This window comes from Gemmatimonadota bacterium, from assembly GCA_009838845.1.
Lineage (GTDB): Bacteria > Latescibacterota > UBA2968 > UBA2968 > UBA2968 > VXRD01.
Genome location: VXRD01000036.1, coordinates 1 through 14,733, shown reverse-complemented (window position 1 = coordinate 14,733; position 14,733 = coordinate 1). Strand labels below are relative to the sequence as shown.

Below are 14,733 nucleotides of genomic sequence, written 5' to 3'. Positions count from 1 at the left end.
CATTTGTAGCACTCAATTGTGCGGCAATAGCAGAAGGCATTGCCGAAAGTGAACTCTTTGGGCATGAGCGAGGCGCTTTTACCGGCGCCATAACCCGTCGGGCAGGGTGTTTTGAACAAGCCGATGGCGGCACGCTTTTTCTCGACGAAATTGGTGAGGCTTCGCCTGCATTTCAGGCCAAGCTGTTGCGGGTCTTAGACCGCGGTGAATTTGTCAGAGTTGGCGGACAATCCCCCATACAAACACAGGTTCGGGTAATTGCTGCCACCAACCGCGACCTCGATTCCATGATCGAACAAGGCGAATTTCGCCTGGATTTGTTTTACAGGCTCAGCGCCGTGACCATACCCCTTCCCCCTCTGCGAGAGCGCAGCGAAGATATTCCACACATTGTTCAGGCAATGCTAACGCGATTGAAAGCCGATACGGGCGTGGAGGTTCAAGGGGTTTCTGAAGCGGCGGTTGCATATCTGGCAGGATGTGAATGGCCGGGTAATTTAAGGGAATTGCAACACGCCATTTACCGCGCAGCCCTGGCCTGTCAGAAAGGAGTAATTCGCCCCGAGCATCTGGATGTGCTCAGCCACACACAGTCCGGCGCACCAGACAAAATTGAAACCCTGAATGAAATTGAGCAGGCGCATATTGAGCGGGTGATGCTCGTCACGGGTGGCAATCAGGGGCGAGCCTGTGAGTTGCTCGGAATATCCAGACCGACATTGAGACGCAAAATACGCCGATACGCACTTGAAAGAGCAAAAAATGGTCAGGTGTGTTAGACCTTGACTTGAAAAAGAGTGCGACTCATACTATGACGAGTTCTCAATCTTTTTCAGGAGGTATTTATGGGATTTCTCATTGATCTGGTCTGCACAAAAACGGACAAAGCGTATTCAAAAGATCAGCTCTGGAATTTGAGTCCAGAGGCAGAGGCGCCGCTATTTGCCCGATATGATCTCGATGCGGTTGCCAAAGCCATGCGCCGGGAAAAACTCGCAGAACGAGTACCGACAATGTGGCGTTATGCCGAAGTTTTGCCCGTCGAAAACGAGCAATTTCAGGTGAGTCTCGGCGAAGGATTCACCCCATTGTTGCAAGCAACATCGTTGGGGCGAAAAATCGGTGTACCAAAACTGTACATCAAAGACGAAGGCTTAAATCCGACGGGATCATTTAAAGCACGAGGCATGTCAGCGGCAATTTCAAGAGCAGCGGAATTGGGCGCTCAGGCCATTGCCATTCCCTCGGCCGGCAATGCAGGTGGCGCAACAGCCGCGTATGCTGCGCGAGCGGGCTTGCCAGCGCATATTTTTATGCCCAAAGATGTGCCACAGGCCAATTACATCGAATGCAAGGTCTTGGGCGCACACGTCGAATTGATCGACGGTCTGATTTCCGATTGCGGAAAAATTGTGGCATCGCGCAAAGAAGCCGAAGGCTGGTTTGATATCTCGACCCTGAAAGAGCCATACCGCGTAGAAGGCAAAAAAACGATGGGCTATGAATTGGCCGAACAATTTGATTGGGAATTGCCAGAAGTCGTCATTTATCCAACCGGAGGTGGTACGGGATTGATTGGCATGTGGAAGGCATTTGACGAAATGGAACAAATGGGATGGATTGGCCCAGAACGCCCCCGTATGATTTCCGTACAAGCGGCGGGATGCGCGCCCATTGTTCGGGCTTATAGCGCGGGAGATGAACACGCCGAACCCTGGATCGAACCCGAAACAATTGCGGCAGGCCTGCGCGTCCCCGCTGCCGTAGGCGATTTTTTGATGCTAAAAGCCATTCGCGACAGCGGTGGATGCGCGCTCTCCGTCACAGATGAAGAACTGATGGCATCCGCATCAAAAATGGCTGTTGCCGTGGGATCATTTCCCGCACCCGAAGGCGCAGCCACCCTCTCCGCCCTCGAAAAACTCATAGCACAAAATCTGGTTAGCGAGCGCGAGCGCGTCGTATTATTCAATACGGGGACGGGCTTAAAATACATCGAACTATTTCAGTAAAACAGCATCTGCAGCCGCGTACCCGCTCCTGACAGCACCTTCGATGGTCGGCGGCAATCCAGTATCTGTCCAATCGCCCGCGAGAAACAAACGGGGATGTGGCGTCTGAGTTTTGGGCACTGCATAAGAAAGCGGCAACGCGCAAGTCGCCGCGTGTTCGCATATCACTCTGGCTTGTAATACCTCGGCACGCCTACTTTCGGGAAAGACCTGATGAAGCTCTCTGCAAGCCATATCAATAAGTTCATCATTTGACATGTGTAAAAGATGATGCGCCGCAGATGCAACCATGGTGAGAAAGCCCTCAGAAGCGCGGTCGTGATCGCCATAGAGCACGGACTTGTTAAAAACCCATTCCATTGTCGTGCCGAGCAAACCGCACATAGGTTCACGCATAATGGGCCGATCAAACCACAAGTTTACAGAAAAAATGGGCGATGGCTCGTATTGACAAAGCGTGTGATGGAGTTCGGCAAAAGTCTTCGCACAAATCATTCTGGCGAGTTGTAGCGGAGGAACCGCCGCAATACACATATCTGTGTCTATCACATCTCCCGAACGGGTATGGATGCGAACGTCCGAAGGGGCAGGCGCAATAGATGTCACAGCTATTCCGCACTGGACTTCGCCACCCCGTTTTGAGATATATTCCCGTGCGCGATTCTCAAACAAACCGCTCAGGCCCGTCCGCGCATATCCCAAACGCGCGCCATCTGGCTCGCCCAAAAAAGCCTCTCGCAACACGGCTTGAAGGTATCGCGCACTGGCATTTTGCGGTCGCTGGTTAAGGGCAGCAATACAAAGCGGATCCCAGAAAGCCCTACGCATGCGCGGTTTCTGACCGCAATGGTCGAGCCAGGCATCCACCGTAAGACCGGTATCGAGATCCTTGTGCAACTCCGCCACGATCTTTCTTAACGGCGGGATATCTGTCCAGTGAACCGCGCCAAATCGCAAAAAGCCAGACAGCAGATTCAGCGGCACGGGCAAAAAGGATGGAAACCTCAACGTGTACGCACCACCATCGGCGTGGCGAAAATCTATCCTGAACTGACGTTGAAACACCACATCGTCGCGCGCACCAATCCGCTCGAGAAAATCGAGCGTTTCCCGATAACACTTCATCAACAAATGCTGCCCATTGTCAACCGTATCGTCCGTAACGGGATCTGTAAATGAAAAGGTGCGCCCCCCCAATTGCTGCCGCCGCTCCAAAAGCGTGACGGAATATCCCGCATCGCAAAGGCGGACAGCTGCTGCAAGACCGGCAAACCCTCCCCCGATTATGGTCACGCGTTTCACAATCACCCCCAGGCGAAACGACTGCCCAGCCAATAGCGCAGCGCAATGCCCAGCTTGTGCAAATCGTTGAGGCGAATAGACGCGCCAAAAATATCGTAGTTGGCGCGCTGGATCTTCACGAGCAACTGGGCATAAATTTTACCCATAATCTGCGCCGAAAACATGGCAGCCCGGTCCTCCGCAGGAAGCAATTCTTCGGCTGTTTGATAGAAGGTCCACGCGCGTTGCGCTTGAAACCGCATCAAATCGATAAACGCGGCATTATAATCTCCCCGAGCAAGAGCCTCTTCCGTATAGCCAAACTGCGCCATCTCTTCCTGCGGAAGATAAATGCGGTTCTGTTGCCAATCCGTATGCACATCTCGCAATATATTAGTCAGTTGAAGCGCAAGACCCAGATTGACGGCGTATTCGCGGGTCTGCGAATTGCGGTATCCAAAAATTTCAATACAAATTAACCCCACAACCGATGCGACCCGATAGCAGTACTCCCGCAATTCGTCAAACGTAACATACCGGTTCTTAGTCAAATCCATCTCAACTCCCTCGATAAGCGCCAGAAAATGCGCTTTGGGAATGGGAAAATCCCGCAAAACAGCCTGTAAATTCTGCGCAATTGGATGGGTGGGACTGCCCTCATAGCAGGCGTGGAGTTGCTCGCGCCATGCATCGAGGTGACACCGCGCCTCTTCTGGCGAAGCCGCATCATCCACTATATCATCCGTATGGCGGCTAAACGCATAAACCGAAAAAATGGCCTCGCGTTTCTTGCGCGGCAAAAAAACAAACGCGTAAAAAAAATTCGTCCGAGCGCCTCGCACGATTTTGCCAATATGTTTTTTGAGGTTCATAAGTGGAAAAGCGTCTTAAACAAAAGCGCGGGCAAATCGCGTTTTGTAATAGTGGGCCGTCGATGAAAAACATCGCAATCGTTATCGCGAATCTTCTTCAGAATATGCATACCGCCCAAACAGGTCAACCGCAGTTCAAAACGCAATCGCCCCTTCACCATATCCAGCAGGGGATACCCCTCCACAAACAGATCCCGTGTGCGGTTGATGAGATAATCCATAAGCCTGCAAAATTCCGGCGTAACGCGCTGATCGCGCAAATCTGAAATCCCGACACCAAACCGTTTGAGATCCTCCTGCGGGAGATAAATGCGACCGCGCGAAAAATCAATCGCAATATCCTGCCAGAAATTGGCGAGTTGCAACGCACTACATATCGCGTCAGAATGCCGCGCATAGCGCTCGCCGCGATACCCAAACAGATGGAGAATAAGCCGCCCCACGGGATTGGCAGAAAAATTACAATATGCCAGCAAATCCTCATAAGTCTGATGCCGTTGCGTCGTCACATCCATGCGAAAAGCCGTAAGCAAATCCCTGAGCAATTGCACGGGTAGGTCATGCACGCGAATCGTTTCTGCAAGCGCCGTAAATATCGGACCCGTGGGATCTGAAAGACACGCATCGAGACGCGCTTCCCACTCGGCCAGATGTTCCAGCCGCTCCTGCGCCGTCAAACCCGGCTCATCGGCAAAATCATCCGCCGTGCGCGCAAACGCATAGATACTATACACATGGGGCCGCATCGATTTGGGGATAAGCACCGAGCCAACCGGAAAATTCTCGTAATGCGCGCGGGTAAGAGCCTCGCAATGGGCATAAGCCTCTGCAATCGCAATTCCGCGGGTTTTATATGAAGCCTGTGACATAAGATGAAGATACGACAGGGGGGTGGGAAAATCAATATCAGGATAGGCAAGATGGTAGGATGGACAGGATACACCTCGCGTGGGCTTGCGTTTTGTGGGATGTATATGTATCTTTGCCCGCGACAAAAACCTTCTGGATCGCGGCTCAAAACCCTGCCGCGATGACAGGCAAAACCGGCAATCAAAACCAAAGGAAGGAATAATGTTCGAATCCCTGACAATGGCGCCTGCGGATCCCATTATAGGATTGACTGAAGCATTCAAAAACGACCCAAACCCCAACAAAATAAACCTCGGCGTTGGCGTGTACAAAGACGGTGACGGCAACACGCCCATATTCGCCTCTGTAAAAACAGCAGAAGAACGCCTACTCGCACATGAAGACACCAAAAATTATCTCGGCATAGAAGGCGACGAAGCGTATAACAAAGCCGTTCAAGAACTCCTCTGGGGCACAGAACACGAAATACTCACCAGTGGCCGCGCGGGAACAGCCCAGGCACCGGGAGGCACGGGCGCGTTGCGCATTGCCGGCGACTTTATTCATCAGCACTATCCCCATGCCCGCGTATGGCTGAGTGATCCCACCTGGGCAAACCACCCCAAAATATTTGAATCTGCCAGCGTACCCACAGCGACCTATCGCTATTACAACCCCTCGTCTTATGGCCTGGACTTTGACGCATTTATCCAGGACCTCGGGCAAATCCCCGCAGGCGATGTCGTCTTGCTACACGGATGTTGCCACAACCCGACCGGCGTCGATCCCTCTCCCGAGCAATGGGCGCAAATAGCCGACATCATCGCAGATCGCGGCATCATCCCACTCGTTGACTTTGCCTATCAGGGCCTGGGCAATGGCCTTGCTGAAGACGCAATCGGCCTCCTGTCTCTCAGCCGACCCGGTTGCGAACTCCTCGTCGCCAGTTCCTTCTCCAAAAACTTTGGTCTCTACCGCGAGCGCACGGGCGCATTGACCCTCGTGGGAAAAAACGCCACCACCGTTGAAAAAGCGATGAGCCACATCAAAATCTGCATCCGCACAAATTATTCCAACCCGCCATCGCACGGCGCACAGGCAGTCGCAACAGTCCTCAACGACCCCGCCTTGCGGGCACAATGGGACGGCGAAGTAAAAGCCATGCGCGACCGCATCAACAACATGCGCACCCTATTTGTGGATACCCTCGAGACAAAAGGCGTACGGCGCGACTTTTCATTTATCGCACACCAGAGAGGAATGTTCTCTTTCTCTGGATTGACCCCCGAGCAAGTAGAAGCATTGCGCGAGCGATATTCAATATACATCGTCAGTTCGGGACGCATCAACGTGGCGGGCATGACAAAGGACAATATCGGGCCATTGTGCGAAGCGATCGCGGAAGTATTGGCGGATTAAAAAAGCATCCGCAGATGGCGCAGATCAACGCAGATGAAAGGCAAAGGCAACACCTCTGGATCGCGGCTCAAAAACACGCCGCGATGACGGCTCTATAGGCATGAGCCTTTCCAAGGAGAAATCATGACACTCAAAGACCGCGTGGCAATCGTCACAGGCGCAAGCTCTGGCATTGGGCGGGGCATAGCACTGGCACTGGCACGAGAAGGCGCAAGTGTGGCAGTAGCCGATATACAGGAAGCGCCCAAACAGGGCATATATCACGACACTGACCTGACCACTTCTACCGAAGAAGAAATAGAAAAACTCGGAGGGAAAGGGATCTTTGTACAAACCGACGTATCGGATGACGAAGCGGTACGCAATCTGATTGAACAGACCGTCTCCGAATATGGCACACTGGACATCCTGGTAAACAACGCCGGCATCACAATACCTGGCGGCATAGAAGAAACAACCATCGCCGACTACGACACCGTAATGGGCGTAAACCTTCGGGCACTATATGTAGCCAGCAAACTCGCCATGCCACACCTGAAAAAGCCCTCCGGCAGAATCATCCACATCGCATCTGTACAGTCATTTGGCGGAGGCGGAGGACCAGCGTATGCCGCATCAAAAGCCGGCGTCGTCAACCTCACGCGAGACACCGCCCTGGAATTGGCTCCCTTTGGCGCAACTGTCAACGCGATCTGCCCGGGCTACATCGAAACGCCCATACAGGATTATCTCACACCACAGGACATCGAAGACTGCAAAGTAAAAACCCCACTCCCTCGCCTGGGCTTGCCATCGGACATCGGCAACGCCGCGATATTCTTCGCATCGGACGCCGCCGCCTGGATCACCGGCACAGCCCTGCCCGTGGATGGCGGATGGATGGCGTCTATTTTTTAATTTGTTACCGCTATGCTATGGGCTGAATAAAACAAATATCATAAAACATAGAAACAAGAGAATAATCACGCCCAGAATCACGCCCACGCGACGGTTTTTGGGTTGCGTTGAAGTGATAGCACCACGGTCGAGCAACAGTTCCACTGTTTCAGAAGCATCCCCTCGCCTCGCCAGGTCCAGCGGCGTATTGCCATCATTATTCTGCACATTGACATCGACACCATGGTCCAACAATACCTCAGCTGCTTCAGAAGAAGCATTATTACTCGCCGCATTGTGTAGCGGCGTATTGCCAACCACATCCTGCACATTGACATCGGCACCGCGATTCAGTAATAACTCGGCCACTTCAGAAGCATTACTAATCGCCGCATTGTGTAGTGGCGTCGTGCCACCACTATCCTGCACATCGACATCGGCACCCCGCTCAAGCAATTGCTCAACTACTTCAGAAGCATTACCAATCGCCGCATTGTGTAGCGGCGTCGTACCGCCACTGTCCTGCGCGTTGACATAGGCACCCCGCTCAAGCAATAACTCGGCCACTTCAGAAGCATTGCCAATCGCCGCAAAGTGTAGTGGCGTATTGCCTGTTTTTTCCCGCACATTGACATCGGCACCCCGCTCAAGCAATTGCTCAACCACTTCACAATCACTATTCTCTACCGCAAAGTGTAACGGCGTCCGACCACTATCGGGGTCCCGTGCGTTGACATCGGACTCGCGATAATCAAACACAACTCTATCCTCCTTAGCTCAACTGCCTTTGAATGCGTTGACTGCCTCTGCCTGAGAATTATAAACCTTGAGAAACCGATCAAAACCGCTGATGGTGATAACATTGCGGATGGGATCAGAGAGGGCGCAAACGCCAAATTGTTTGCCCGGTGCATTAAATCTCCTGGCAAATATCAGGAAAATCCGAAGCCCTGCACTACTGAGAAAAGATACCTGCTCAAAGTCCAGCAGCAATGCCCGATCTGCCGGATCAATACCAGATTCCAGGGCGCGCTGCAATTGAGGAGCACTGCTACTGTCGATAATACCATTGAGTACGACTATCAAGACCCCGTCTTTCCGCACCCACCTGACATCTATATTCATTTGAACTATATCCTTATCAATAATTGATGTTACGCATCCGCACAATATAATGAGCCTGTCATTTTGAGTGGAGCGCAGCGGAGTCGAAAAATCTTCTCATAGCGCAGGTGGAATAGATGCTTCGGCTCCGTTTCACTCCGCTCAGCATGACAAACACCCAGACCTGCGTAACATCAGTCAATAATTCGCATCAATGCGGTATCCCCAACTGATGCATCCTTCGGTGAATCGCTGCACGGGCTTCGACAAAGGGACGTTCCAGATACGCGAGATGGTCCAACTCGCCGTGATGGTGAGTCGCTGTACCGGGATCGTGCCGGGCAGCAGTTTGACGGATGTACGCCAGATCGCCATCGATAAGCGTCAGCATATACTGGGCGGCTTCCAGATCGAACATCCACCACTCGCCACCGCAAGCGATGTAAATCGGCGAAGTATGGGCGAAAATCCCCCGTCCCCAGCCATCGTGATGGGGAACACTGGTATAATTGGGACCTGCACATCGGGCGGCAATCCACGTATGCCCATCCACCTTCACCTTTGCCTTCAACGCCAGTCGCCGCGCACCTTTATTATCCTCCGTCGAAGCAACAACGCGCCCTGCCTGAACAATCTCGAGCGTATGAATCGGAAAAATACTCTCCGCCCACGCCTCAACCTCCACCGTACCAGCCCCTGACAACTGCATCGTATCGCCAACCTGGTGTCCATCCGCAGTGAGATGAATGATGGGACCACCGCTGTGAAATGTTCGACCCTGCGATACACTTTTGCACCAATTATCGTAGGTAAATTCCTCATCGGGCAAATAGGCATAAGTGCGGTAAATACCAACGGGCACATCACTGCTCATCTTATCCGTCCCGCCAACCAGCGGCAAGCGGTAACCGCAGTTGAGATAGCGATAGTATTCCAGATGATTGAACGGCGCATGACGCAGCATCTCCACGCCATCCACGCGCCCCGTGGCAATCAGCGCTGCAGGCTCCCCATTCGGATTCGGAAGATGCGGAATAATAACCGAGCCGCCCTGCGCGTGACACTGGTCCGCCCAATCGCTCATCGTGATCTCCAGCGTACCACCCAGTTCGGACTCACCGGGACCGTCACTGCACCACGGCATCACCGGCTCCTTGAGGCCCCACAAAATGAGATGCCCCAAAAAGTGCTGCCTATTCTCCTGACCGACATAGACGATATTATTCCCATCTTGCGAGATACTCGGCCTGCCCGTAAAATCCTCCGTATTGGTAAAAAGATTGCCCCACTGCGACGGGAGCAAATTAACGATATTGAGATCTTCCCCCTGGGACTCCGTATGACTGCCCTGTGTCGAAAGGAAGTGAACATGCGAATCCCCGCTATACCATCCCCCCTCGTTCATGTGAATCCACCGCTTGAGGCGCAAAGTCAGTTCGCGTTGACCCGGTTGGATCTTCACCCGCGTCCGCAGCGGCTCATACTCGAATCCCCGGGCGACATCCACGATAACCTCGCCGCGCGGCAACCACCCCTGGCAACGACCGTCGATATACGCATAAGTGATTTGTCCAAGCCGAAGATCGCCACCGATATCAACATGCCAGCTATCGAGATTGGAATTGACCTGATTGTGATGCCCGTAAGGCTGATAGGGAATTCCCTCCGGCGAGCGGAAATGGACGCGGCAAGGGATGGGCTTGCCCGTGTCGTCATCGAGAACAGTGACGTGAACCCAGTTCCGCCCCCGATCCAGGAGCTCCACGCGCATGCGCGGAGTCTCGACCACCTTCTTCTCCTCGACATCACCCCACTTGACCTCGCCCACCTTTTCCTCGCCCTGCTTAACCGTCATCGTAGCCGAAGGCGTGGCAGCGACCTCGACATAAGCCGGACTCGATTTGGGATTCTGCGCCTCTCCCCAACCGGCGAAATCATCATTAACAAAATCATCGGCAGACGCTTCGGGCAGTGGATGCACATAAGTTGCCGTCCCCCGATCCACCTCCACGCTGAGGTCAAACGGTTTTTCCGCATCTTCGGGATGGGTCAGAATCAGGCGCGCTTCCCGCTTCCCGTGTCGCACAAAAGGATGCTCTTCGAGATGCGAAAGCGTAACACCCGCGATAATAAAACGCGGACCACCCGGGATAATCTCCAGCGACTCAACCGTGCGATCCGGCAGAGGACTCTCCCACGTCCACAAAAAATAACCGCGGGACGTGCCGCGCGACACCTCGGTCTGACGTCGCCCCATATCCGCCCATCTCCCTTCGTAACGCGGCAATAGCTGGTCGTTCTGGTCCGGAAGTGCGACAAAGGGCGCGCCGCCGCTGGATAAATGTGCAATTTCAAAACGCTCGCGGATGGGAATGCGGAATTCTTCACCCTCCGCCATCCGAAACAAATAATCCGCCACGTTTTCCCCTAACGGACCGCCCTCCATCAGATCGGAATCCAGCAAGCGATGGGCAATAATCACGCGGCGTGCCGACGCGTTGATTGGAATGGTCACGCGACCAGAAGCCTCATCCAACGCGATAAAACAATTCGAACCGTCGTCATTTACCAAAAACGGCAAACCGCGGAATAATTGTTTGCCTACAGGAGCCTTCGCATTTGCGCCCAGAACTTCAAGCCCCGCATTGCACAACGCCGACAAATCGAGAGGTTGATAGTCTGCCATAACAGGTATCCTTTCTTTATGGGTGTCTATATCTCACAAAAAATCCAGATCCGCACCGAGGTGAGCGGGCAAAACGCATTTGGCATACAGGTGTCGCCAGCCTCGACCGGGAATTGGTGGAGGAACAAAAGCCTCGCGGCGACGCGCAAGATCTGCCTCATTGACCAGCAAATCAATACGGCGTTCTCTTGCATTCAATTCAACCATATCGCCATCGCGCACAAAAGCAAGAGGTCCCCCTGTCGCCGCCTCGGGAGAACAGTGCAAAACCACCGTACCATAAGACGTCCCACTCATACGCGCATCGGAAATCCGCACCATATCTTTCACCCCTTTTTGCGCAAGATATTTGGGAATAGGCAAAGACCCCGCCTCCGGGAACCCATCTCCCACGGGACCGGCATTCCGCAAAATCATCACATGATCGGGCGTAATATTAAGAGAAGGATCATCAATCCGCGCAGACGCATCCTCAGCAGAATCAAAAACAACCGCGGGACCCCGATGCGCCAGCAATTCGGGAGACGCCGCAGCAACCTTGAGCACAGCCCCATCCGGCGCCAGATTCCCGCGAATCACAATCAATGCGCCCGTAGCACCAAGGGGATTGTCCAGCGTGCGAATAGTACTTTGCCAGGACTGAGGAGGTTGAACCGTCTTCAAATAATCGCCCAGTGCTTGCCCCGTAATCGTCGGCACAGAACAATCCAGCAAAGACGCCAATGCCTTGAGCAACGCGGGAACACCACCCGCCTCGTGAAAATCCTCCATATAACCCACACCTGCCGGCTTACAATCCACGAGCAAAGGCACCCGTTGCGACACCTCGTGCATATCTTCCAGAGTCAGCGCGGTCCCCGCCCGCCGCGCAATCGCCAGCAAGTGAACAATCGCATTCGTAGAACCACCCAGCGCGTGGAGTACCGCAAGCGCATTGAGAAAAGACGCCCGCGTGAGCAATTGTACGGGTCGGCGTCCCGCGCGGGCAAGAGCAACAGCCATGCGTCCAGACCGCACACCCACGCGCAAGCGATCTCCCGTACCCGAAAGCGGTGACGCTCCACCAGAAACCATCAAACCCAGCGTCTCCACCACACTCGCCATCGTCGAAGCAGTCCCCATAACCATACACGTCCCCGGCGTACTGCAAAGCGACTGCGTCACACCTTCGATCTGCTCATCGCTCAGTTCCCCAGCGCGATATTGCGCCCAATAGCGGCGACAATCCGTACACGCACCCAATCTCTCACCCTGCCACGAACCGGTACGCATCGCGCCAGACACCACCTGAACAGCGGGAATATTAGCCGAAGCAGCAGCCATCAACTGCGCTGGCACAGTCTTATCGCATCCCCCCATCAGCACCACAGCATCCATAGGCTGCGCCGTAATCAACTCCTCGGTCTCCATAGACAGCAAATTCCGAAAAAGCATCGTCGTAGGCGAAAAGAAAATCTCATTCAGCGAAATCGTGGGAAAAACAAACGGCAGACCACCACCTTCAAAAACCCCGCGTTTAACCGCCTCGATCAAATCCGGCATATGTCCATGGCAGGGATTATAATCAGAAGCCGTCGAAGCAATCCCAATAACGGGACGATCCACATCCTCGCCATCATATCCCGCAGCAGCGAGAAAAGCCCTGCGAATATACTTGCTAAATTCCGGATCGCCGTAGCTCGTCAAATTTCGGTTAATACCTGTATCTGTCGATTGGGTCATGATGTCACCGCTTTCAGCGCGCACTCTGCTGAAACAAGCATCCCATTGACAATCTCCTGAGCGAACTGATCGACATTTTCGCGCGTCTGCTCCAAATCATCCCCAGCCAGATCCGCGCAATCAGCCGAAGTCGCCGAAACATAATACTTGATCTTGGGTTCTGTACCAGAAGGCCGGGCTGTTACCCGCGTGTGCCCTTTCTCCGACAAGGTAAACGCGAGAACATTGCCCATAGCACCCTGAATCGTGCGCGTAGAACCCGCCTGAACATTGCGCACAGTATTCGTCTGGCGATCAATAACCTCAACCACCTTGTATCCACCAATTTCAGCAGGCGGATCCTGGCGCAGACCATTCATAATCTGGACAATCTCCTCATTGCCCCGTGCGCCTTCTCGATACGTCGATTTCTGCACCTCGCAAAAATATCCGAACGCGCGATAAATATCATCCAGATAATCCCTCAACGTACGACCTTGCCTCTTGAGTTGGGCAGCGCACTCCGCGAGCAAAACCGCAGCAACAGCGGCATCTTTATCGCGCACAAAATCGGTAAACAAATAACCGTGGCTCTCTTCCGTCCCAAACACAAAAGTCTCATCATCTGACAAATTATTAATCACATCGCCAATATATTTGAACCCAACGAGGAGGTTATCAACAGATATCAGACCAAAATCCCTCGCAATACGACTAATGAGATCTGTCGTAACAATCGTCTTACACACAATTCCCCTATCGGGCAATTTATCCTGCTCCCTGAGCGAAGTCAAAATATAATAACACAAAATAGCGCCGATCTGATTGCCATTAATCGCGAGATTATCGGGAGCGGCATCCCAACCCTTCTGTGGATCGGGCAGCGCACAACCCAGACGATCGGCATCTGGATCGCTCGCCAGAACAACATCAGCCCGAACCCGCCTTGCCTCTTCAATAGCAAGAGAAAGCGCACCCGGATCTTCGGGATTTGCCACACCCCCTGCCACCGTAGGAAAATTGCCATCCGGAACATCTTGCGCCTCAACAACGCGCAAATGGGAATACCCCAGATTCTGAAGCGCGGGCACAACACTCGTTGAACCAACACCGTGCAGCGGCGTATAAACGACACGTATATCGCGGGCATCGCAAAGGGAAAGATCAACCAGCTTTTCAACATATTGTGCGTCGAGCTTCTCATCGAGCACCTCAATCAACTCCCGATCCACCCCGTCCGCATAGTCAATTCTATCGAGACGCTTAACAGCACCAACCTCGGCAATAATATTCTTATCGTGCGGCGGAACCACCTGCCCGCCATCAATCCAGCACGCCTTAAAACCATTATCCGAAGGCGGATTGTGACTCGCGCTAATAACCACACCAGCAACAGCCCCTGTCTGGCGAAGCGCAAAAGAAAGATGAGGCGTTGCGCGGGGACCATCAAACAGACGCGCAACAATACCATTACCCGCAATAATCGCAGCCGTCTCCCGCGCAAAAACATCCGAATTGTTCCGCGTATCGTACGCAATCACCACACCCATATCTCTGGCATCCTCAATACCCGACTTGAGTATATACTGCGCCAAACCCTGCGCCGCCTCTCCAATCGTCCTCAAATTGATTCGATTGGGACCAGGACCCATCTTGCCCCGAATACCGCCCGTGCCAAACTCGATATGGGTGCGAAAAGCATCCTCAATCTCATCTATATCTTCATCTTCAATAAGCAATTGAATTTCCGGAACAAAATCGGCAAACTCTGGATCAATAAGCCATTGCGAAAGTCCTTGAAATGCCGCGGCAGAAATCCTGTTCTCCGCCGCCCAGTTCTCGATCTGCTGGTATATCGTCATAAATACTCCAATTTAAGAACGAATAGACGAATAGACGAATAGACGAATAGACGAATAGACGAATAGACGAA

General features: G+C 53.1%; 12 protein-coding genes. 4 read left to right on the top strand and 8 right to left on the bottom strand.

Annotated elements, in window-relative coordinates; all coding sequences use genetic code 11:
* Both F4Y39_05325 and F4Y39_05320 read left to right on the top strand, forming a co-directional pair.
* On the top strand, positions 1–779 hold a 779-nt coding region (locus tag F4Y39_05325; protein ID MYC13130.1), incomplete at its 5' end, for an AAA domain-containing protein.
* A gap of 66 nt (positions 780–845) precedes the next feature.
* On the top strand, positions 846–2,012 hold the full coding sequence (locus F4Y39_05320) for a threonine synthase (protein ID MYC13129.1): 1,167 nt from the start codon (positions 846–848) through the stop codon (positions 2,010–2,012).
* On the opposite strand, the gene F4Y39_05315 is transcribed toward F4Y39_05320, so the two are convergent.
* The 3 genes from F4Y39_05315 to hpnC are packed head-to-tail and all read right to left on the bottom strand — an operon-like array spanning position 2,001 to position 5,034.
* A complete protein-coding gene (locus tag F4Y39_05315; protein MYC13128.1) occupies positions 2,001–3,347 on the bottom strand; it encodes an FAD-dependent oxidoreductase in 1,347 nt (448 codons plus the stop codon). The genes F4Y39_05320 and F4Y39_05315 overlap by 12 nt on opposite strands.
* Complete coding sequence (hpnD, locus tag F4Y39_05310) at positions 3,317–4,165, bottom strand: presqualene diphosphate synthase HpnD (GenBank protein ID MYC13127.1); 849 nt, start codon at positions 4,163–4,165, stop codon at positions 3,317–3,319. The genes F4Y39_05315 and hpnD overlap by 31 nt, the downstream gene beginning before the upstream one ends.
* A complete protein-coding gene (hpnC, locus tag F4Y39_05305) occupies positions 4,162–5,034 on the bottom strand; it encodes a squalene synthase HpnC (GenBank protein MYC13126.1) in 873 nt (290 codons plus the stop codon). Before hpnC ends, hpnD begins: the two co-directional genes overlap by 4 nt.
* Positions 5,035–5,236: 202 nt before the next feature.
* Here hpnC and F4Y39_05300 point away from each other — a divergent pair, with 202 nt between their 5' ends.
* Positions 5,237–6,433 (top strand): aspartate/tyrosine/aromatic aminotransferase, encoded by a 1,197-nt coding sequence (locus F4Y39_05300; GenBank protein ID MYC13125.1) that lies wholly within the window; start codon positions 5,237–5,239, stop codon positions 6,431–6,433.
* A 123-nt stretch (positions 6,434–6,556) separates the two neighbouring features.
* Positions 6,557–7,330, top strand: a complete 774-nt coding sequence (locus F4Y39_05295; GenBank protein MYC13124.1) for a 3-oxoacyl-ACP reductase FabG — start codon at positions 6,557–6,559, stop codon at positions 7,328–7,330.
* A 15-nt stretch (positions 7,331–7,345) separates the two neighbouring features.
* Here the strand turns inward: F4Y39_05295 and F4Y39_05290 are convergent, their stop codons facing one another.
* From F4Y39_05290 to F4Y39_05270, 5 genes are all read right to left on the bottom strand, one after another.
* Positions 7,346–8,068, bottom strand: coding sequence for a hypothetical protein (locus tag F4Y39_05290; GenBank protein MYC13123.1), 723 nt, complete (start codon positions 8,066–8,068; stop codon positions 7,346–7,348).
* A gap of 18 nt (positions 8,069–8,086) precedes the next feature.
* A complete protein-coding gene (locus F4Y39_05285) occupies positions 8,087–8,434 on the bottom strand; it encodes an STAS domain-containing protein (protein MYC13122.1) in 348 nt (115 codons plus the stop codon).
* Positions 8,435–8,624: 190 nt separating this feature from the next.
* Positions 8,625–11,099 (bottom strand): hypothetical protein, encoded by a 2,475-nt coding sequence (locus tag F4Y39_05280; GenBank protein ID MYC13121.1) that lies wholly within the window; start codon positions 11,097–11,099, stop codon positions 8,625–8,627.
* Positions 11,100–11,132: 33 nt separating this feature from the next.
* Positions 11,133–12,821 (bottom strand): dihydroxy-acid dehydratase, encoded by a 1,689-nt coding sequence (locus tag F4Y39_05275; protein MYC13120.1) that lies wholly within the window; start codon positions 12,819–12,821, stop codon positions 11,133–11,135.
* Positions 12,818–14,662 carry a phospho-sugar mutase gene (locus F4Y39_05270; GenBank protein MYC13119.1) on the bottom strand — a complete coding sequence of 615 codons (1,845 nt, stop codon included), beginning with the start codon at positions 14,660–14,662 and terminating at the stop codon, positions 12,818–12,820. The genes F4Y39_05275 and F4Y39_05270 overlap by 4 nt, the downstream gene beginning before the upstream one ends.
* Positions 14,663–14,733: the final 71 nt, after the last annotated feature.